This is a genomic window from Algoriphagus zhangzhouensis, assembly GCF_900148515.1.
Classification (GTDB): domain Bacteria; phylum Bacteroidota; class Bacteroidia; order Cytophagales; family Cyclobacteriaceae; genus Algoriphagus; species Algoriphagus zhangzhouensis.
The window spans coordinates 317863-339444 of record NZ_FRXN01000003.1 but is presented as its reverse complement, the minus strand read 5'-3'; the positions used below and the strand labels follow the sequence as shown (position 1 = coordinate 339444).

The window sequence follows — 21582 nt, the reverse complement described above, 5'->3', positions numbered from 1 at the left end:
TTTTAGAATCTAAATGGGAAGCTTAGAGGAGTAGATTGGGGATCAATGCTAACCCATTCCAAATTGATAATAGTATTTTGAGTTCCTTCAGGAAGTTTATAGGCCAATTTATAAAGCACATCGGCTGGAAATGGTTTGCCCTCTATATCCTGATAAGTGGCATAGCTAGCCAATAAACTTCCGCGGTCATCCAAAGAATTGCTGACTAATTCAGAGACTTTTGCAGAGTTAACGTCAACTTTGCTGAAATAGCGTACTTGCTCTCTGACTTGTGTCATTTCATAGGATTTTCCAACCCTAAGCAAACGGTCACTGTAGTCAAATCTATAGGGAGGGTTTGCCCAAAGTAAGTTTTGGAATAAATCGAGGGATAGCTTTAATCCATAGTAATTTTCAAATTCAGCAAAGGTCAGATTTACATCTTCTTTTCCGATTCTATCTTTGATTTGGATTTTTTCACTTGTTATTAAACCTCTTACTGCCTCCATTCCCATTCCGGGAGAAATAGTAAACCAAAGAACACTGTCTTTTTTAGCTCTTAGGTTCATGGTTCCTCTAGTGATTTTTCCGGACTCCTCTTCGATTACAATTTTGGCTTTGGCACTGAGATAGTCAAAATCTGCATAGACTGGAGAAAAATCCTCCATTTTTCCATCTGCTTGATATAGGACAGTTTTTTTAGCACAAGAATTCAAAAAAATCACACCAACAATCAGTAGGAGTGGGGTCAGAAATTTACTCATGGTATTTTCCATCTTTGATTTTTAAGGGCAATTTTTCAGAAGCCTCTGGGCTATCCGCCGCTTTTTTCCAATAGCTAATTGCCTCAGATTTGTCGCCTAAATGATAAAGAATGTCTCCAAAATGTTCCAGCATCACTCCGCTAGGCTCTTTTTCATGCTCCATGGCCAAAGCCATGTACTTCCGAGCATCCTCGTAATCTCCTAGCTGAAATAATACCCAGGCGTATGTATCCAAAAAAGTGCCATTGTCTGGAAATTTCTTAACAACTTTTTCAGACATGGTTTTTGCCTTCTCCAAATCCTGCTTTTCCAAGGAAAGGAAATAGGCGTAATTGTTCAGAGTTTGTTCGTCATTTGGATTGAGAGCAAGGGCTTTTTCAAAGTAGCTGAAAGCCGATTCTTTCTCTCCCAAATTATAAAGAGAACTGCCAAGGGTTCCAAAAGCGACCTGATCCAATTGGGCATTGGCATTGTTATTCAGTTCAATCGCTTTTTCCAAAGAAACGACCGAAGCGCTATCTTTTTTCACCGCAGATTTTACCACTCCATCATAAAACCAGAATTCTGGATTCTCAGGGAATTCATCAACTCCCATGACGGTGTATTTTTCCGCCTCCACGAAATCAGGGTTTTCACCAAAAGAACCCAAAATCACCTGCTCCAATAATTTGGCATTTTTCGGGTTCAGATTTAGTGATTCTTTAAAAAGAGCAATGGCTTCTTTTTGTTGGTTTTCTCTAGCCTTTCTTTCTCCCAAAGCCTCATAAATCGCAGCATTTGCAGGCTCAGTCTCCTTCATAAAGCCCGAAAGTGTATCCAAAAGCTTTTCTCTTTCTGGAGTTTTGATCTCATTCAAAAAGGAAACAAAGGCTCTTGCCTTCACTTCTGGATCCAAATCTGGACTGGAAAAGGCCTTGATTAGGTATTCATTTGATTTTTTGATGTCCCCTTTTTCTTTCCATAATGAATGGGCAGCCATCTGCAATTCAGGCTGATTGGGGTATTTGGTGATTTCCTCGTTAACCAAATTCAAGGCGTCTTCCAATCGATTATTGTTGTAAAGGATTTCCACCAAATTGAGGACATAATTAGGATTGCCAGGTCTTGCCTCGATCAATTTCTCTCCTTCTTCAATTGCTTTTGGAAGATCATTTTTTTGAAGATAAATCCGTTGCTTTTGGATCGTGATCGGTTCCATCACTCCATAATATTCCTCGGCTCTGTCCAAAACGACCAAGGCTTTGTCAAATTCTTTGGCATTCAATAGAATAGAAGCAAGATCCAAATTGTATTGCTGGTTGTGTTCACCATCAGCGGTCAATTGCTCCAAAATATCAGCAGCTTTAAGAGGTTGCTTAAGTTTGGTATAAATCTCAGCCACCATCAAGGCATAATATTTATTTTGGGGATCGATTTCGGCAGCTTTTTCTGCAAAAGGAAGCGCTTTTTCTGATTGATTCGCTCGTGAATAGATTTCTGCAATTTTATAATTGATAGCAGGCTCGTCCGGAGTGAGTTCAAGAGATTTTTGAAGGTAGAAAAAAGCCTTATCAAGGTCTCCCAAGTTCATTTGCTTGGTGCCTTCGATAAAATAGCGGCTGGCCATTGCCTCCGTTTCTTGCTGTTTTCTCTCTTTTTTGGATAGCTTTTCTTGGGAATAGCCATTCCAGATCACTAAAGAGAGGAGTGTATATATTATTAGAAATTTCTTTGAAATCACAGGATACAGGTCTTGAGAGTCAGATCACAAACATAATGCCTTTTGACGAAAGGCTTTAAAGAAAGATTCTTTCAAAAAGAATCAGGTGTGTAACATACAAAAGCAAAAAATGATCCCAATTACTTTAGGAAGTTTTTCTCTTGAGGATTTTTAAAGTTTCTTTTTCTAAGAAAATTAAAATGAGTGCAAAAGGAATCAGAAGTCCATTTTTGCCAATTAAATTTAAGGTCGGGCTTCCCAAATCCATAAAGAATCCAGCATAACTAAGCACGAAAGCAAAAACTAGATAGAACACGTCTTTTCCAGTTTGGTAGGGGATCGGGTAAAACTTTTGCCCATAGACGAAGCAAAGAATACACATCACCAAGTAGCAAAGAATAGTACTCAATGAGCCTCCAATATATCCGTATTTGGGAACCAAAAGGAAAATGACGAGCAAGGTGACTACAGCTCCTGCCAAAGTGATCCAGAAGCTGTATTTGGTCTGATCAGTGATTTTGAACCAAATAGAGAGGTTGAAATAAATTCCCAACAATAAGTATCCCATCAATAGCATTGGGACCATGAATAACCCTGATTCGTAAACTTCATTTCTCAGAAATAGAGGTCCAACCCAAAATAAATTGACCGAAATGGCGACCATCAGAAAAGTACAGAATATGATAAATGCATGCATCACTTTAGCATATAGCTGAGGACTGTCTTTATCATTGGATTTACTAAAAAAGAAAGGTTCTGCAGCATATTTAAAGGCTTGCACTACCAAATTCATCAAAATCGCGAGTTTGAAATTGGCACCAAAAACACCTCCAGATTCCCTGCTTGACATACCTGAATAGAAGTTGTCTGGTAACAAATATTCAAATAGAAATCTTGATAGTAATTCATTCGTTACCCCTGCTAAACCCATAAACAAGAGTGGGATAGAGTAATTCCACATGGGTTGGATGATTTCTTTTTCTAGTTTGAATCGGAAAAGTCCGGCTTTCCACCAAACAAATGGAATAATCAATCCATTGGCAAAAAGATTGGCCAGCAAAATATATTCAACTCCCCAATCTGACCTATATCCTAAGAATCCTTCTGGAATGATACCTTCGGCAATCATTTTTGGGAAAATGGCAATCAAAAGAATATTGAAACCCACATTCATGAAGATGTTTAGGAGCTTGGCTGTTGCAAAGACAATAGGCTTGTTGTCTAGCCTCAGCTTTGCAAAAGGAATAGCCAGAATCGCATCAAAAGAAAGAATTAAGGCTGTCCATCTGAATAGATAAGCTTGGCCTGGATAATCCATCCATACTGAAAGGGATGGAGCTAACAAATAAAGCCCGGATCCAAGACCGAGAGTTGTTAGGATTAGTAAGGATTGGGTATTGTTGTAAACCCGATTGGGATCTAAGTTTTTTCCGGTCGAAAAGCGGAAAAAACTGGTTTCCATTCCGTAGGTGAAAATGATATTTAAAAATCCGACCAGAGCATAGATACTTGTAAAAGAACCCATGGATTCCGTACTCAGGAACTCGGTATATAGGATAATCAGTAAAAAATTAATGGACCGGCCCAAAATGCTGCTCAGTCCATAAATTGCGGTTTGCCCGGCGAGTTTTTTTAAACTACTCATGAAGTACCAAGGGACTTATTCTCCCTTGAAAATAGGTTTTCTTTTCTCTAAAAATGCACTGGTTCCCTCCACATAATCTCCGGATTTCACACAACGTGCAAAGCTGTTTGCCTCTGTTTGGAATCCATTTTCATCCGATAAAAAGGCTGCGTTAACACAGTCAACAATCATTCCAATTGCAAGAGGAGCCTTGGACATAATTTTGGCAATGATTTCCTCGGCCTTGTCCATAGCGTCTATTTTGGTTGGTAAAACGTAATTGACCAGATTCAATTTGAGAGCCTCGTCGGCTCCGATCATATCTCCGGTCATCATCAATTCATTGGCTTTTCCTCTGCCTACCAAAATTGTTAAACGCTGAGTGCCTCCATAACCCGGGATAATTCCCAAATTGACTTCCGGTTGGCCAAATTTTGCATTTGCCGTAGCAATACGAATATGACAAGCCATCGCCAACTCACAACCACCACCCAAAGTATAGCCGTTTGTAACAGCGATTACCGGTTTGTGGCAGTTTTCAATCATGGCAAAAATTTCCTGACCGTTTTCAGCAAATTTACGTGCATTCACCTCATTCAATTCTGAGATTTCTTGGATATCAGCGCCAGCCACGAAAGCTTTTTCGCCAGAACCCGTGATGATAACTGCTTTGATAGCCTTATTGTCGACAACTTCCTCGAAAATCTCCCTCAATTCGTCTAACGTAGCAAAATTGAGTGCATTCATTTTGTCTTCCCTGTTTACGGTCAGGTATAGAACGCCGTCTTTTTCATCTGTTAGAATATTTCGAAAATCTTCCATAGAATATGAATTCAGTAAGAAACAAATATACAAGAGGGGTAGCCAATCCCAAATTACATCTTGGGAAAATCCAAAAACTGTGAAATCCCCTAATAAGAAATGTGTCCAGCTTTTTGATCTAAATTAATCATTTTCAAGGCTCCATCCAGCATTTTTTATTTACTTTTGCCCCTGAAAATTTAAATCAAATCCAAATTATATATGTCTTCAAAAAGAAAAATCACCGTTGCTTACGGTGATGGTATCGGACCAGAGATCATGAAAGCTACATTGAATATTCTAGAAGCCGCTGGTGCGCAGCTGGAATATGATGTGATTGAAATCGGTGAGCAGGTTTATCTAAAGGGAATTTCTTCCGGTATGGAACCAAGTGCATTCGATTCTCTTCGTGAAACCAAAGTATTTTTGAAGTCTCCTATTACCACCCCTCAAGGTGGTGGATTTAAGTCATTGAATGTGACAACCCGTACTTCTTTCGGTTTGTACGCAAACGTAAGACCTTGTAAGTCTTTCTCTCCTTTCATTCAGACTCATTTTCCTGAGACTGATATGGTCATCATTCGTGAGAACGAAGAGGATTTGTATGCTGGAATCGAGCACAGACAAACTCAGGAAGTTGTCCAGTCTTTGAAATTGATTTCTAGACCTGGTTCTGAGAAAATTATCAGATACGCGTTCGAATATGCTAAGAAAAACGGTCGTAAAAAGGTGACTTGTATGACCAAGGATAATATCATGAAGTTGGCGGATGGATTATTCCACAAGACTTTTGATGAAATCGCAAAAGAATATCCAGATATCAAAGCTGATCACAAAATCATCGATATCGGAACTGCTTTGATCGCTGATAGACCAGAGATGTTCGATGTGGTTGTTACGTTGAACTTGTATGGTGATATTATTTCTGACGTTGCAGCTCAAGTAACTGGTTCAGTTGGATTGGGAGGTTCTGCCAACGTAGGTGAGGAAGTTGCTATGTTTGAAGCAATCCACGGATCTGCTCCAGATATCGCAGGAATGGACCTTGCAAACCCATCAGGTTTGTTGAACGGTGCGATCATGATGTTGGTGCATATCGGTCAGCCTGAGGTTGCAGAGAAAGTAGCTAATGCTTGGATGAAAACTTTGGAAGACGGAATCCATACAGGTGATATCTACCAAGAAGAGCTTTCTACCAAGAAAGTAGGAACTCAGGAATTTGCGGCAGCTGTAATTGAAAGAATGGGTCAGAAGCCAGAGAAAATGACTCCTGCATCTTTCAATACTGAAGATACAGAGCCAATGAACATCTTCGTTACTGACAAGCCAAACCAAGATAAAAAGTTGATCGGTGTTGATGTTTTCGTTGATTGGAATGAAAGCGGAAGAGATCCTCAAGTATTGGGTGAGACATTAAGAAAAGCCAATGCAGCGGGTCTTCAGTTGACCTTGATCACTAACCGTGGTATCAAAGTATTCCCAGGTGGAATGAAGGAGTCTTTCTGTACTGATCATTGGAGATGTAGATTCCAAAATGCTGAGCAATCAGAAATTTCTCCAGCTCAGATTCTGGATCTATTGAAGCAAATCGGAGACTTAGGATTGGAATTCATCCAAGTTGCTAATTTGTATTCTTTTGACGGAGTGAGAGGTTATTCCTTGGCTCAAGGAGAATAAGATTTGAAAATTGAAATTCAAGATTTGAAATTGGATTTCGATTTATAATAAAAAAGAGATTAAGGGAGGAAGGAATTTCTCCCTTTCTTTTTGTCCTATATTTTTCCAATTTCGGCCTTGTATGGAGCACAAACTTTCCAAAAGAGTATTAATCATTACCTATTATTGGCCGCCTAGCGCGGGTTCAGGGGTTCAACGTTGGTTGAAATTCGCCAAATACCTTCCTGAAGCGGGCTGGGAGCCAGTCATCTTTACTCCCGAAAACCCGGATTTTGATTTGCAAGATGAGTCTTTGTTAAAAGAGATTCCTGATTCTTTAGAAGTGATCAAATTCCCGATTTGGGAACCCTATTCCTTGGTTTCCAAAATCAGAGGAAAAGGAAAAAGCCATCCTGCCCGTATGCTGGAGCAAAAAGAAAAGGGATGGGTTGAGAAAGCATCTATATGGTTGAGAGCGAATTATCTGGTTCCTGACCCAAGAGTTTTTTGGGTAAAGCCCTCCGTCAAATTTTTGACTGATTTACTGTCCAATGGTCAGTTTGAGGCAGTTATTACCACAGGGCCTCCCCATTCCATGCACCTGATCGGTAGAGATCTGAAAAGGAAAACCGGAATCAAGTGGATAGCTGACTTCCGCGACCCTTGGTCAGAATGGGAGTTTTTGGACACACTTCCCATGAAGGATTCTGTTCGCCAAAAGCATCAAAAACTTGAGAAAGAGGTTTTGAAAGAAGCCGATCAGGTTTTGACGATTTCTCCCACTTTTCAAAAGGATTTGGAAAAAATTGGCAAGCGAAAAATCCAGTTGTTGACTAATGGCTTTGATCCGGCAGATTTGCCCAAAGGGTTCCAATTCAAAAAGAAAGAAAAAAAGAAGCTGCATTTGGTTTATACAGGAATCATTGATGCGATCCGAAATCCAATTCCTTTATTGAAATCAATCAAAGAAGAGTTCAAAGGGACGGGAGAGGAAGTGAACATGAGCTTCGTTGGGAAAGTAAGCGAGCCGGTTCAGGAATATGTGAAAAATGACAATTGGCTTAAAGAGCATGTCTTTTTTCCGGGTTATGTAAGCCATCAGGAAGTTTTTGATTTTTATGCAAAAGCAGATGCTTTGGTTTTGATCCTGACAGATACCAAAAATGCAAAAGGCAATATTCCTGGGAAGTTGTTTGAATATTTAGCGATAGGAGTACCTGTTTTAGCGCTGGGAGATCCTGAAGGGGATTCTGCTCAGATTTTAAAAAGTTCAGGACAAAATCAAGTGGTTTCTCACGAAAACTTGGTAGGCATCCAAGTGGCTTTGAGAAAATTGATGGATGGAGATTTTGAAGGCGAAAGTGGAGGAAACCCTGAAGAGTATTCAAGGAAGAATTTGGCAATAAAACTGGGAGGCATTCTGGATGAAAATTCCATTTCTTGATTTAAGTCGGATGGATCAGGCTTTGCAAGCCACTTTGAAAGATAAGTTTGCAAAAGTCTTAAAGGAAGGGAGATTTTCCTTCGGGGAGGAGGTATTGACTTTTGAAAAAAGAGTAGAAGATAGGCTGCAAAGCCCTCATGCCATTTCATGTGCAAATGGGACAGATGCCTTGGAATTGGCCTTGAGAGCATTAAATATTGGGCCTGGGGATGAGGTAATCGTTCCTGCCATGACTTGGGTGAGTACTGCGGAAGTTGTTTTGATGATTGGAGCCACACCTGTTTTTTGGGATACAGATGCTTGGGGCCTGTTAAGATCTGATTGGGAAAAAGCTATTTCTCCACGAACAAAGGCAGTTATTCCTGTTCATTTGTATGGAATGATGGTTCCAATGGCTGACTTAATGGCCAAAGCTAAAAAGGCAGATATCTTTGTAATTGAAGATGCCGCCCAGGCTTTTGGATCCTTTCAGGAAGGAAAGGCTGCTGGAACTTGGGGTGACGTGGGCTGTTTGAGTTTTTATCCTACCAAAAACCTTGGGGCTTTGGGAGAGGCAGGAATGTGTTTGACGAATCAAAAAGAATTGGCTGAACAAATCAGATTGCTTTCCAACCATGGGCAAGCACAACGTGATGTGCATTCATTGGTGGGTAGAAATAGTCGGATCGATACGCTGCAAGCCGCTTTTTTGAATGTATTGCTGGAAAGATTTGATGAGTTTCAGGAGAAAAGAAGGATACTAGCTGAAATTTATTGGGAGGAATTAGCAGGGATAGAGGGTTTGACCTTGCCTCCAAAAGCAGAAGACTCCAATCTTCATCTTTTTGTGATCCAAACCGAAAAGAGGGACTTATTAAAAGAATTCCTACAAAGTAATGGAGTTGGGACAGCCATTCATTATCCGATTATTGTTCCGGATATTCCAGTTTATAAGCAGGATGGAGATTTTGCCAATGCCAGAAAACTCAGTCAAAATGGGCTTTCTCTGCCTTTAAACCCTTGGCTGGAGGTGAAGGAAGTGGTAGAGGTTTGTAGGTTGGTGAAGGAGTTTTTTACATAGAAAAAACACCTACCAAAACCCATTAAATTTTGATAGGTGCCATTTCAGAAGTTTAATTTTTAATTGGGGTTTTACCAGCGAATCCCTCCTCCATACATTCCAACATTAATAGAAGGACTGACGCTCATGCCATACGGCCCTCCATGGAAATTTAATCCAACTCCTCCGGTCATATGCATGTTGGAGCATGCTGGAAGAATCATGGAAACGGCTACGATGGCTACAAAAGTTATGATTTTCTTTTTCATGATTTCGGAATTAAGGATTGTAAACTTGAAGTGCTAAAGGGGCTCCTGTTGGGTCAAGAATAACAGCAACAGAACCGTTTCTTATGGATGCATTCGGCTCGATTAAAACCTTCGCACCAGCAGTTTTGGCTTTTGCCAAAGTCGCATTCACATCCGCAACTCGGATATAAGGAAGCCAGTGACTTCTTACCGCAGTGGACGGATTTTGAAGCATTCCAGCACAATTCATATCACCCATTTTGAAAACGGTGTAATCGATTGAACCTTGTTGGGTAGAGGCTGCTTCGTAGCCCACTACAGACTTGTAAAAGCTTTGTGATTGACTTGGATCATTGGACCAAAGTTCCAAACCCAAAAAATGATTGGTTGGAGCTACTTTCACATCTGGATCACCATTCGCCAGCTTGATCAGGGAGAAATGTGCCCCTTGAGGATCTTGAACAAATGAAATTGTTCCTTGATTTTCGATTTGATCTGGTTTCCTCATGATTCTGGCACCTTGGCTTTTGGCGGCATCTGTTGCTTCAGCCACATCAGGAACCGAAATAGCACCGATCCATTCTCCAGAATTATTATCACTGTCATAAAGAGCCATCAAGGCTACGGGCTGATCACCATCTCGGAATACCCAGATTTTCTTTTTGTCATCTCCATAAGGGACGGTATTCCATCCAAAAACTGTCTCATAAAAAACTCTTGAGGCATCTGGATTGGGAGAGGCGAGATTGTACCAAACCACTCTTCCGGGATGATAACCCGCATCACCTACTTCTGTCAAAATCGGAGGAGCAGCTCCTGGAGTACAAGCTGCCAAAAGGCCAACAAAGGCCAAAAGGGAAAAAAGCTTTTTCATAAAGTTGAAGATTAGTTAGAATTAAGTTAGGAATGAGAGGCATGAAAACCAATTTATTATTCCTCAATAATTTTAAATTCAAATAAGCTTTTTTATCAATGGAGTCAGATTGGATAGATTCTCTTTGTATTTTCCCCAATGGCTTTTCTTGAAAATCCCCTGTTTGTAGCAGGGATGCTTTGTTTGACAGTATTCGTGGCTACTTGGTTGACTCGTTTCTCATGGGGAAAGACCATTGGAACGCCAATTTTTTCAATTTTAATCTGTGCTTTGATATCCAATTTAGGAATTATTCCAAGTGCCATGGATGGAAATGTGGTCTATGATGGAGTCTTTATGTATTTAGCTCCACTTGGGATTTTTATAGCTCTTTTGGAAGTGGACTTGAAAAGCCTTCGGAAAGCCGGAGGGCCTATTTTATTGATGTTTGGATTGGGAACGATAGGCACTTTGCTTGGTGTATTTATTTCTTGGTTTTTGGTAAGACCAGCCGCCGAAATAGGAGATATGGCATCTGCAGTCGCTGGCATGTTCGCTGGAACTTACATTGGTGGAAGTATCAACTTCAATGCAATTGCATTGAGTTATGGGGTTAATGAAAACGGGGTTTTGTTCGCAGCGACCACGGTGGTGGACAATCTAATCGGTACACCATGGATTGTGATTTCGCTGATTTTACCTCGATATCTTCAAAAAGCATTTCCAAGAAAGAAACTAATTGCCAAATCTGAACAGGAGGAGGTTTCGCATACTGAACAGATTTCCATTGGCTCTTTGGGAGCAATTTTAGCTTTGGGTTTTTTAGCAATGATTGTGAGTCAAGGTGTTTCCTCCCTTTTTCCTCAAGTGCCGGAAATCATCACATTGACTACGATCGCTTTGATTTTGGCACAGTTTCCTATCATCCAAAAACTGAAAGGAAAGCAAACGATCGGCTTCTTTTTTATCCTCTTATTCCTTGCTGTGATCGGGACACTTTGTGATGTGGGAGCAATTTCTGGAATAGGAAGTTTGGCAGGAACCCTAATCCTTTTTGTTTTCCTAATGGTTCTGATCCATGGACTTTTTATTTTCGGAGTAGGAGGCCTGTTGAAAATGGATTGGGATGTGGTATCAGTTGCTTCTTTGGCGAATGTGGGAGGAAATACCACTGCTTTGGCGGCAGCCGAAAGTTTGGAAAGACCTGATCTCTTGATTCCGGGAGTCTTGGTGGGAAGTTTGGGAAATGCCTTAGGAACCTACCTAGGTTTTATGGTCGCAGGGATCTTGGGCTAATTGTTTGAAGTTTGATTTAAGCGAAAGAGGAAAATCTGGTTTCAAGCCCCTCAAGCCATTTTATTCTTTTTTCTTGGCTTACCTTTTTGACATTATTGAAACTAATCCATTTTCGATTTTTATAGCCAATCTTCCAAAAGGTTCCCAAAATCAGGGCTTTTTTGATCGCATTTCCGAAGAATAACCTGTAAAGTAATTTCGGTGTATTCATCGTAGTAATGACGGTCACTCCCTTTATTTTATTGAATAAAGGCTTCATTCTGGTATTCTCTTTATTGGTGTAATCATAGGCCACACCGGGAAAAATAACTTTATCAATAAAACCTTTAGTCATGGCAGGCATCAATTCCCACCAAATCGGAAAAATGAAAATCAGATGATCTGCTTTTTCTAATTTTTCCTTGTATTCTAGAACTTTTGGATCCACAGGCGATTTATCTCTAAAAGCTTTTAGGTCAGAGGAAGTCATGACTGGATTGAACTGGTCATTGTCTAAGTGGATAAGGTCAATTTCGTGATTAGCCTTACGCAGGCCCTTGCTGACTGTCTCCAAAATTGCATTACAATAGCTTCCTTCATAGGGATGATTAAATATAATTGTTACTCTCATTTTGTTCTGTTTAAAATTTACATTGCAAAATTGAGTGCTTTGGATTCCTTAGACGATAACAATTGTTAATAAGCGATCTATCTCCTATTTCTGATTCGACTTAGTGAAACGGGGGTTATCCCCAAATAGGAGGCAATGTAATGCTGTGGGATTCGCTGCAAAATATCTGGGCGATGCCTAATGAGCTCCTCATATCTTTTTTGTGGATTGTCTTTAATTCGAGAAAGAAAAAGTTCTTGGTAATGAAGTAGGCGATGAAGGATATGTTTTTCAATATCCTTTTTCAAAATGGGCGAGAGTCCGATAATTTGTTCTAAGTCTATTTTTGAAATGCACAAAATAACACTGGGTTCAATGGTTTCCAGACTAAATGTACTTGGCCGATCTTTGACGAAACTTTCTATTGAGGCTACTCCTTCTCCTTCCAAAAAAAATTGAAAAGTAATGTCTTTGCCAAGGTTATTGAACCAACTTCGGACACATCCTTTTTCAATAAAATATGCAGTTTTAGAAATTTGGCCTTCTTGAAGTAGGGTGGTTTTGGCGGGGATTTCCTTTCTTTTCAGGAAGTGACTGAATTTCCCCCATTCGGCGATAAGTTTATTGTTTTCAGCCATCAATTTCATCCTCGGTTGCTAGAATTCTAAGGTTTAATTTATGGAAATCTTGAGGAAAATTTCTTGGGTTTAAAACAAACTTGTCTGGCCTTTTGGCTGCATGGCTTTAGCATTCTCCAGTTTGAGTAACTTTTTCTTTGCATCTAAGCCTCCTGCATAGCCCACCAAACTCCCGTCCGAACCAATAATCCGATGACATGGAATCAAAATAGAAATGGCATTTGCCACGTTGGCAGATGCAACTGCACGTATGGCATCCGGGTTTCCCAGGTCTTGGGATAAATGTAAATAGCTTCTGGTTTCTCCAAATGGAATCTGGATCAAGGCATTCCAAACTCCCTGTTGGAAATCGGATCCAACCATCTTCAAAGGAATATCAAACTCCTTTCTTGCTCCATCTAAATATTCCTGAATCTGTGTTTTGGTTGCCTCGATCAATGGATGACTTCCAACTTCAAAACCAGCATTCAACCCTTTTTTGATTCGCTCGTCGACGGCAGTTCTCATTTTTCTATACTTCCAATCGCAAAGACAAAGTTGATCTTCAAAAACCCCTAAAGTCAGTTCACCAACAGATGTTTTAAAGTCTTGGATAAGTATAGTGTTCATTTCTAAAAGGGTTTGTAAAGCTTGAAATTGCTGCTTTTCTGAGTTTAGGACAAGCTTTTCTCACCAACTGTCACAAAATCAGTCAAAAGGCTCGATATGAATCAAAATATGCCCCAATTGCGGGATTTCTCTTTTGAGTTTGTCCTTGAGTCTATGGGAGATTTCATGGCCTTCACGAACGGTCAGGTCCCCAATCACATGGGCATGCAGATCCACATGGTATTTCATTCCTGCTTTTCTGATAAAAAGTTTTTCAGTGTCTTTAATCCCTTTGACCTGGATGGCGATATCTCTTATTTCCTGAGCCAAATCTTCGTGATTGTCTTCATCCATTACCTCGCTTAGAGCTGGCCGAAAGATTTTATAGCAATTGTAAAGAATAAATGCTACAGCAATCAATGCCGCATAATCATCTGCAACTTCATAACCTTCTCCTCCCCAGATAGCAATTACAATCCCGATAAAAGCAGCAACGGAGGTAATCGCGTCACTTCGATGATGCCAAGCTTCGGCTTTGAGTGCTGAGCTTTTTAGTTTTTTGCTCCGACTCATCACCAACTGAAAAGAAACCTCCTTCCATAGGATGATCGCCGCCAAGACCAATAAAGTCCAAGGTTCAGGACCTTGATGAGGAATTCGAATATGTTGGACTGCTTGATAGGCGATAATGGTGGCTGAAAAAATCAGAAAACCAACGATCAGAAAAGTGATCAAGGGTTCAGCTTTTCCATGTCCATATGGGTGATTGTCATCAGCAGGTCTCGCTGCATACCTCAATCCCAATAGGACTAAGATACTTGCAAAAACATCCACCACTGATTCGATCGCATCAGCGATCAAGGCGAAGGAATTGCCGAGAAATCCAGTCAGGAATTTGATCAGGGCTAGGGCCACATTTCCCAGCATGCTGAAAATTACTGTTCGTATGGCTAATTGGGATCGTGGCATTGCGCAAAATTACAAAAGACTCCTAGATTCAACGGCCTTTTTCTTGATCCATTTTATCCCTTACAGGAAAAGGATTAGACGTTTTTTGGATTTTGTTTTTTCCCAAACCAATAAAGGATTGAACCAATAGCCACAAATAGGGCTGTCATCCAGACAGATGTCCAGCTAACTTGAAGCATCAACCAAAGGCATGATAATATTCCCAAAACAGGAATTAAATATCCTCCTCGAAGTATAAAACGACCGGGACCTCTGAATTTTGGTCGTAAAACTGGAATGGCAGCGCAACTCATTCCAAAAAGGAAAAGTCTGGCCAAAACGGTCATGGCTGCCAAAAAGATAAAGGAACCCATTGCAGAAAGGGCAAATGCTGCTATTCCGAAGAATATAACTGAATTGAAAGGAGTAAGGTATTTGGGATGGACTTTTCCAAACCAGGCAGGAAGGCTGTTTTCCAAGGAAAGGGCATAGGTCACTCTAGTTGCAGAAAACATGCTTCCGATCAAATTCGCAATAACCGAGGTCGCCACACCAACCATTAAAATCCAGGCTCCACTTTCACCAAAAAGAGCAGAAGAAGCATCTAAAAGGGGAGTAGTGGAATTTGCTAAATCGGGAACTGCCGCCTGAGAAACCAATTGAATCAACATATAGAGGACTGCTACCACGACTAAGCCTAATAAAAGTCCCATGGGCATGTCTCTTTCGGGTTTTTTAGCTTCACCTGCCGGAACTACAGCCCCCTCAAATCCTACGAAAGCATAAATCAATAATAAGGCTGCTTTGCCCAAATCAGAGGTCGAAGGATGAGGAGTGCTAAAATCAGGGATAATCTGGTCTCCCAAAATCACCATGCCACCGAAAATCAATCCCAATAAGACTGCAAACTTGATAATGGTAAAAAGTGTCATGGATCGGATGGACTCCATAGAGCCGACCATGTTGATTAAACTTAATGCCACACAAGTCAAAGCAATCGTGATCAATCTTCCCATTCCTTCTCCAGCGACCGGAAGGAAGTAGGCGATACTATCGGTCAGCAAAACAGTATTGGCAGCAAAAGAGATTAACCTGGCTAGATAGTAAAGCCAGCCTCCCTGAAATCCTACAAATGGGCCAAAAGCCAAAGTTCCATAACGAATTGGTCCGCCAGTTCCCCGGAAATAGCTTCCCAATTCTGCGAAACAAAGGATTACCGGTAAAATCAAAATGGCACAAAAAGCATACATCAAGACGCTATATTCGCCGGCAAGGGCTACGGCTCCACTGGGAAGACCAAAAATTCCTGCACCAATTAATCCATTTGCTACTAGCATCCAGATGCCCCAAAGGCCTAGATTTCTGGGTAATTTCTCCTGAGTTTCCTGAGACACAAAATTTGATTTGGGTGAAAAACTATTTGGGGAATATAACCAGAAAGAGCTTAGAATTAAATCGAAATTTTATTTAGGCTTGACTCAGAGTAAATACTGTTATTTCTGGACGCACATTGACCCTGAGTGGTACCAAATGGCCTAATGCTCTGTTGATGTAAAGGGTTCTGCCATCATCAAAATCTATTTTCCCTTGACTATATCGACGGTTTTTTACGGGCAGAATAGGGGCAGGTAAAAATGGGGGTTTTACTTGACCTCCATGAGTGTGACCAGCTAAGATCCAGCCATCAAAGCCATTCCAAACATTCAAATCACAGACATCCGGATTATGACAAAGTACTAGACTAGCCTCCTCTGGACTCCAAGTTTGCATCACTTTTTGCGGATTGAAATTGGTGCCCCAAAGATCCTCTAGTCCATAGATTGTCAGTCCTTCTGAATTCAGTTTTTCATCTCTGAGTGTCTGAATTCCTGATTGCTCCAAAATACTTTGAGTTTCATCAGCTACCTCAGGCATGGACCAGCCATGTCCATAATCGTGATTTCCCAAAGAAGCAAAAGTGCCTATATTGCCTTTAGTAGCCGATTTCATCACTTTTTTTAATTGTTCATACTGCTCAGAATCTTCAAAATGAGTGAAATCACCTGTGTAAACTACCCAGTCTGGGTCTAACACCTGAGCTTTGAGAAATGAGTCGATCAGGTATTGATGGGAAAAGCGATTGCCCACATGGATATCGGAAATCTGAACTAGTTTTTTGCCTACCAATTCTTGGGGTAGATTTTTAATCGGCATGTCCAATTTGACAAATTCTAACCAATAGGGTTCGACTTGCCAAGCATAAATTCCGGCTAAAAGAGTGGCAGATCCCAAGCCAATTCCGGCTTTTAAAAATGTTCTTCGCTTCATAATTAATAGCCAACGAGAAAAATACCAAAAGGGTAAGGTGTGTCGATCATTTAAGATTTTTTGACCAATTTCTTAATCCATTTCTCCAATTCTACAGCATGGAATACGACCAAGCCCATGGCTCCACTAAATAACAATTCGGTTGCTGATAGTGGAGAAGTGTGAAATATATCATTCAATGGAGGTAAATAAATTACCGCCAGTTGTAGGACCAATGTAACTGCTATGGAAATAATCATGGGAGTATTGGTGAAAATGCCCAATTGAAAAAGAAATTGACGTTCGCTTCTAACACCCATCACATGCCCCAGTTGAGAGAAGGCCAAAACAGAAAACACCATAGTCTGCCAATGCCAACCTTGACGGATCGCCCAATATTGGGTAAAAAGGGTCACTGCCGCCATTAAGATTCCTACCCAGACGATGTGGAAACCGACTCCTTCTGCAAATAGACTTTGCTTGGGTGGTCTTGGTGGTCGCTTCATGATGTCTTTTTCGGCTTTTTCACCTGCCAAGGCCAAAGCCGGGACCCCATCCGTCACTAGATTGATCCAAAGAATATGAACAGGTAATAGTGGAACTGGAAGTCCTAAAAAAGGAGCCAAAGCAATCGTCCATATTTCAGCCCCGTTACAGGTCATTATGTACTTGACAAATTTGCGGATGTTGTCAAAAATCCTTCTTCCTTCCCGGATGGCTTTTACAATTGTAGCGAAGTTGTCATCCAAGAGAATCATATGGGCAGCCTCTTTACTTACATCGGTTCCAGTGATTCCCATCGCAACTCCAATAGTACTACTTCGCAATGACGGTGCGTCGTTGACACCATCCCCAGTCATAGCAACATAGTTTCCTTTTTTCTGAAGTGCTTTGACGATTTTAAGCTTTTGATCAGGAGATACCCGGGCATAGACAGCGATGGATTCCACCATTTCTTCAAACTCTTGGTTGGGAATTTCTCTTAATTCCGCTCCGGTAATAACTTTTCTGTGTTCATCTAGAATGCCTACTTTTTGAGCAATGGCTTTCGCTGTTTCAGGATGATCACCGGTAATCATCACAGGTGTGATTCCCGCTGTTTTACATTCATGAATAGCTTGAATAGCTTCCTCTCTTGGAGGGTCAATCATCCCAGAGATCCCTATAAAATCAAGCTCAGTTTCTAATGTAGACCAGTCTTTTTTTGGTGGAAGTGATGGTATAAGTTTGCCAGAAAATGCCAGGACCCGCTCTCCATTCTTGGCCCATTCCAAACTTGTTTTCTTGATAGTCTGGAGATGAATAGTGGTGCTTAAGGTATCATCAATTGCTTCATAGGCCCCTTTGCAAAGGATAAGAACCTGATCTCCGATTTGATGGAAAGTACTCATTCGCTTCCTGTCCGAATCAAATGGTAGCTCTCCGATCCTAGGAAAGTCCTTTTCCAGTTGATGAAACTTTTCTTCTCCCAAATCATTTAAAACCCAATTGACCAAAGCCAATTCGGTAGCCTCTCCAACTAACTCGCTATCTTTTCCCTCTTTCACATCATGGTTGAGACCCATTGCCAGTTCCAGATTGGAAAAGTTTGAAGAAAAGGCGGGAAGGTCACTGAGCTCCACTTGCTGGACTGTCATTTGATTCTTGGTCAAAGTCCCGGTTTTATCCGTACAGATAAAGGTGATGGAGCCGAGGCTTTCGACTGCTGGGAGTTTTCTGATCAGGGAATTCTTTTTCGCCAACCTGGCTGACCCCAAAGAAAGAGCAATGGTGATCAAAGCTGGAAGCGCTTCAGGAATAGCTGCCACTGCTAGGCTTACTGAAATCAAAAGTAATGGAAGGGGTTCTTCGCCCCTTAAAATCCCCAAACCAAAAATCAGCAGACAAATCAGCAAAACCATATAGGAAATGGTTTTCCCAAATTTCTCCATCTTTTCCTGAAGTGGTGTTTTGGGTTGTTCCTCTTGAAGCAAATCTGCAATCTTTCCCAATTGGGTTTCCATCCCGGTTTTGAGGACTATTGCAGTGGCTCGACCATGAGTAGCCATTGTGCCTTTGAAAACTTGGTAGGAGTTTTCGATTGAGATTTCTGAATTGATTTTCTCAGAAAGTGAGGATTTTTCAACAGGAATAGACTCCCCTGTTAGGGAAGACTCATCTACCTGTAGAGAAGCTTCCTCGAGCAGTTGCATGTCAGCTGGAATCATGCTGCCTGCTTCCAAAAAGACCAAGTCTCCCGGTACTAAAAGGTGGGAAGGGATTTTTTTGATTTGACCATTGCGCTTGGTCTGAACCTGGACCTCACTCATTTTTTTGAGTGATTCCATGGCCTTTTCGGCGCGATATTCCTGTATAAATCCCAGAATCGCGTTCAATACGACAATGATCAAAATGATGATCGAGTCAGTCCATTCTCCAGCTACTCCAGAAATCAGTGCTGCTACAAGTAGGACTACTATCATAAAATCTTGAAACTGACCTAGAAAAAGCTTCCACGCAGGTTTTTTAGCTTTTTCCTTCAAAGAATTAGGCCCAAATTCTTCCAATTGTTTTTCTGACTCCTGATCGGAAAGACCGGATTTGATTAGATTTTGAATCTCAGATTTGTTGGAAGGAAAAGTAGCCATGAAAAAGTGGGATCTTTTCCTGAAAATAGAAAAGTCTGGAGAAACATGCTTCTCCAGACCTTTAAATACTTTTAGAAACTGGCTTTGAGTGATAAGACCCAATTCCTTCCTGCTCCAGAAATTCCGGAACTACACGGTCGATAGCGTTGATCAGTAATATTTTCTAGACCTGCATTTACCAATAGGAAGTCGAATAAGGAATAACTTGCTTTCAGATTCAAGGTGTGCCATGCGGGTGCGTAATTGTTCCCATTGGCATCCTTGGCATAGATTTCATCCTTACCTCTTTCTTCTACCGGTAGTTTTTCAAAGGATCTTTCTCCTTGATACTGGGCATAAAACTGAACCTGAAGCTTTTTGAAGGCATAAGTCAATCTTGAAACACCAAAGGTCGGAGCTGCATGTCTGGATGGACTGGTTGTACCGTCGTCCAACTCTTCTTCTCCTCTTTGAAAATTGATGTCTGAGTTGAAAGTCAATTTGGAGGTCAGTTGAACTTCTAAACCTGCCTGCAATCCATAAACTCGAGCTTGAGCTGCATTTTGCATGGCCTGTACCTGACTCAATTCACCTTGGTGGAGAATGCTATCCTGTCCGTTGAGCATATAGTCTCTTCTGACCAAAGCATTGTTGAGAATGGTATAATAGCCGGTTACATCAAATTTGGCGAAGTTTCCAAACTTCTTGGCAAAGCCCAAATCCAAATTGTAGGCATATTCAGCTTCTAAATCAGGATTAGGAACAGTTACTGCTCCAGGTTCTGAATCGAATACTTTTCCCATGTCATCCACATTAGGAGCACGGAAAGCTGTCCCAAAATTTCCACTGAAAACCCATGTTTGAGAAGGTCTCCAAACCACTCCCAAGCTTCCTGTCAAAGATGAGTTGGTTGATTTTGCTTCTGAGAAAGGAAAATCATAGAAACGCGTGTCAAAATCAGCGTTTAAGCCGAAGATATTGTATCTCAAGCCAGCTTTTAAATTGACTTTTTTATTGAAATAGTGCTCCTCATTGATAAATAACCCGAATGAATTCCATGTGGATTTAGGATATCTAGCTGGACCTTCTTCCATGGTTCCATCTGTGATATCAGTTGTAAAACCGGTTGAATTCACCTTGTTGATTACATATTCAGCACCATAGATCAAGGTGTTATGGGAATCCAAAACTTTGGTGAAATCGAGGTTTGCAGAAAATGCATCCACCATTTCCTCTTGAGTTGAACGGGTAGGTTTATTTAAACTTCTATCAATCCTACTTTCCTCAAATCTTTGCTGAGCCAAACGAATGCTCATTTGATCAAACAAGCCATTTTTGGTGAAATGACTGATGCTCAAATTGTTCATCATCCATTTTTGAGGTCCGTAATCCCACTCAGCATAACGAGGCAGTCCATCTCTCATCCGATTATGTCGATCGTATCGGCCGTAGGAAGAAGTTTCCGAATAATGGAAGCCATATTGAAAATCCCACTTTTGAGAAGGTTTGAATCGGACTTTCTGCATGAGGTTCAATTGTGAATAGGCCGATGGAACCTGGAGCAATGGATCATCCTGTGTCAAAACCACATCCTCATTTCCGATTCTTTTGACATAAACGGATTTGAGGTAATCATCAGGCCCATTTTTTCCTTGTCTCAAATCATCATAATCCCAATAAGAAGCGCTTGTGACAGATGCCCATTTTTTCCAACCCAAATTCAAATCGAAATGTCCGGTTTTTTCTTTGTTGGCTGATGAGAACCGAGTGACAGCATTTCCACTAACCAAAGTTTGATCATCAAGCGAAAGCTTAGGTGTCAAGGTTTTGAAACTCATCACACCTCCAATCGCATCACTTCCATAAATCACAGAGCCAGGGCCGAAAAAGACCTCTGTATGCTCCATGGTAAATGGATCCAGATTGAGGACGTTTTGGATATTTCCTCCTCTGAAAATTGCCGAGTTCATGCGGACTCCATCCACTGAATAAAGAAGTCTATTGGTGGCAAAACCCCTGATCATTGGGCTTCCTCCCCCTTGCTGGCTTTTTTGGATGTAGACTTTTCCTGAAATACCCAAAAGATCTGCAGCTGTCTGCGGGTTTTGAAATTCAATGGATTTAGGAGAAATCGAGATGATTTTTGAAGGTGTTTCGTCTGAATCTCGGGCCCATCTACTTCCCGAAATCACTACCTCATTTAAGTTGAGGTTGGATAGATTCAGTTTCAAAATTGGGCCTGCCTCCATTAGAGAGGCATAGGAGATTTCAATTGTTTGGTAGCCAAAGCTACTGATGGTGATTTTATCAGAATCGACAAAAGCACTGATGTCCACCTGACCTTTTGAGTTGCTGATTTCAAAGGCAGGAGGAAATTCACTACTGACTGTAGCGTGTTTGATTGGTTCGGACGTAGTGGGGTCTATCAGTGTCAGGGTTTGGCCCATGGCACCAAAAAGCACGCACAGCATCCCAACCAATACAAGTCCATATTTCATAGTGTATCGGTTAAAACGTGTAAATA

The 21582-nt window shown here is 41.0% G+C and carries 18 protein-coding genes; 4 read left to right on the top strand and 14 right to left on the bottom strand.

Features of this window, described 5'->3' with window-relative positions; genetic code table 11:
- Positions 1–2: 2 nt before the first annotated feature.
- From lolB1 to BUF13_RS11840, 4 genes are all read right to left on the bottom strand, one after another.
- On the bottom strand, positions 3–743 hold the full coding sequence (lolB1, locus tag BUF13_RS11855; RefSeq protein WP_073572450.1) for a lipoprotein insertase outer membrane protein LolB1: 741 nt from the start codon (positions 741–743) through the stop codon (positions 3–5).
- The gene (locus BUF13_RS11850) at positions 736–2463 is read right to left on the bottom strand and encodes a tetratricopeptide repeat protein (protein WP_073572019.1); all 1728 of its coding nucleotides are present in this window, start codon (positions 2461–2463) and stop codon (positions 736–738) included. The genes lolB1 and BUF13_RS11850 overlap by 8 nt, the downstream gene beginning before the upstream one ends.
- Before the next feature lie 124 nt (positions 2464–2587).
- Positions 2588–4087 (bottom strand): polysaccharide biosynthesis C-terminal domain-containing protein, encoded by a 1500-nt coding sequence (locus BUF13_RS11845; protein ID WP_073572018.1) that lies wholly within the window; start codon positions 4085–4087, stop codon positions 2588–2590.
- Between the two features lie 15 nt (positions 4088–4102).
- Complete coding sequence (locus tag BUF13_RS11840) at positions 4103–4888, bottom strand: enoyl-CoA hydratase/isomerase family protein (protein WP_073572017.1); 786 nt, start codon at positions 4886–4888, stop codon at positions 4103–4105.
- A gap of 201 nt (positions 4889–5089) precedes the next feature.
- Here BUF13_RS11840 and BUF13_RS11835 point away from each other — a divergent pair, with 201 nt between their 5' ends.
- The 3 genes from BUF13_RS11835 to BUF13_RS11825 all read left to right on the top strand — a co-directional run bounded on the left by BUF13_RS11835 (position 5090) and on the right by BUF13_RS11825 (position 9027).
- On the top strand, positions 5090–6544 hold the full coding sequence (locus BUF13_RS11835) for an NADP-dependent isocitrate dehydrogenase (RefSeq protein ID WP_073572016.1): 1455 nt from the start codon (positions 5090–5092) through the stop codon (positions 6542–6544).
- Between the two features lie 121 nt (positions 6545–6665).
- Entirely contained in the window at positions 6666–7967 is a 1302-nt protein-coding gene (locus BUF13_RS11830) for a glycosyltransferase family 4 protein (RefSeq protein WP_073572015.1), read from the top strand.
- Positions 7948–9027 carry a DegT/DnrJ/EryC1/StrS family aminotransferase gene (locus tag BUF13_RS11825; RefSeq protein WP_073572014.1) on the top strand — a complete coding sequence of 360 codons (1080 nt, stop codon included), beginning with the start codon at positions 7948–7950 and terminating at the stop codon, positions 9025–9027. The genes BUF13_RS11830 and BUF13_RS11825 overlap by 20 nt, the downstream gene beginning before the upstream one ends.
- 71 nt (positions 9028–9098) lie before the next feature.
- On the opposite strand, the gene BUF13_RS20640 is transcribed toward BUF13_RS11825, so the two are convergent.
- Both BUF13_RS20640 and BUF13_RS11820 read right to left on the bottom strand, forming a co-directional pair.
- Complete coding sequence (locus BUF13_RS20640) at positions 9099–9275, bottom strand: hypothetical protein (RefSeq protein WP_166669828.1); 177 nt, start codon at positions 9273–9275, stop codon at positions 9099–9101.
- Between the two features lie 10 nt (positions 9276–9285).
- Positions 9286–10128 (bottom strand): VOC family protein, encoded by an 843-nt coding sequence (locus BUF13_RS11820; protein ID WP_073572013.1) that lies wholly within the window; start codon positions 10126–10128, stop codon positions 9286–9288.
- 138 nt (positions 10129–10266) lie between these two features.
- Between BUF13_RS11820 and BUF13_RS11815 the strand changes: the two genes are divergently transcribed.
- Positions 10267–11403: a DUF819 family protein gene (locus BUF13_RS11815; RefSeq protein ID WP_073572012.1), complete on the top strand. Its 1137-nt coding sequence runs from the start codon at positions 10267–10269 to the stop codon at positions 11401–11403.
- 16 nt (positions 11404–11419) lie between these two features.
- Here the strand turns inward: BUF13_RS11815 and BUF13_RS11810 are convergent, their stop codons facing one another.
- From BUF13_RS11810 to BUF13_RS11775, 8 genes are all read right to left on the bottom strand, one after another.
- Positions 11420–12013 carry an NAD(P)H-dependent oxidoreductase gene (locus BUF13_RS11810; protein ID WP_073572011.1) on the bottom strand — a complete coding sequence of 198 codons (594 nt, stop codon included), beginning with the start codon at positions 12011–12013 and terminating at the stop codon, positions 11420–11422.
- 77 nt (positions 12014–12090) lie between these two features.
- The gene (locus BUF13_RS11805) at positions 12091–12630 is read right to left on the bottom strand and encodes a Crp/Fnr family transcriptional regulator (protein WP_073572449.1); all 540 of its coding nucleotides are present in this window, start codon (positions 12628–12630) and stop codon (positions 12091–12093) included.
- A gap of 69 nt (positions 12631–12699) precedes the next feature.
- The gene (locus tag BUF13_RS11800) at positions 12700–13239 is read right to left on the bottom strand and encodes a methylated-DNA--[protein]-cysteine S-methyltransferase (protein WP_073572010.1); all 540 of its coding nucleotides are present in this window, start codon (positions 13237–13239) and stop codon (positions 12700–12702) included.
- Positions 13240–13317: 78 nt separating this feature from the next.
- On the bottom strand, positions 13318–14187 hold the full coding sequence (locus BUF13_RS11795; protein WP_073572009.1) for a cation diffusion facilitator family transporter: 870 nt from the start codon (positions 14185–14187) through the stop codon (positions 13318–13320).
- A 74-nt stretch (positions 14188–14261) separates the two neighbouring features.
- Entirely contained in the window at positions 14262–15560 is a 1299-nt protein-coding gene (locus BUF13_RS11790; RefSeq protein ID WP_073572008.1) for an APC family permease, read from the bottom strand.
- Positions 15561–15633: 73 nt separating this feature from the next.
- Positions 15634–16473, bottom strand: coding sequence for a metallophosphoesterase (locus tag BUF13_RS11785; protein WP_073572007.1), 840 nt, complete (start codon positions 16471–16473; stop codon positions 15634–15636).
- A 50-nt stretch (positions 16474–16523) separates the two neighbouring features.
- Positions 16524–19079 carry a cation-translocating P-type ATPase gene (locus BUF13_RS11780; RefSeq protein ID WP_073572448.1) on the bottom strand — a complete coding sequence of 852 codons (2556 nt, stop codon included), beginning with the start codon at positions 19077–19079 and terminating at the stop codon, positions 16524–16526.
- Between the two features lie 71 nt (positions 19080–19150).
- Entirely contained in the window at positions 19151–21556 is a 2406-nt protein-coding gene (locus tag BUF13_RS11775) for a TonB-dependent receptor plug domain-containing protein (protein ID WP_073572006.1), read from the bottom strand.
- Between the last annotated feature and the right edge of the window lie 26 nt (positions 21557–21582).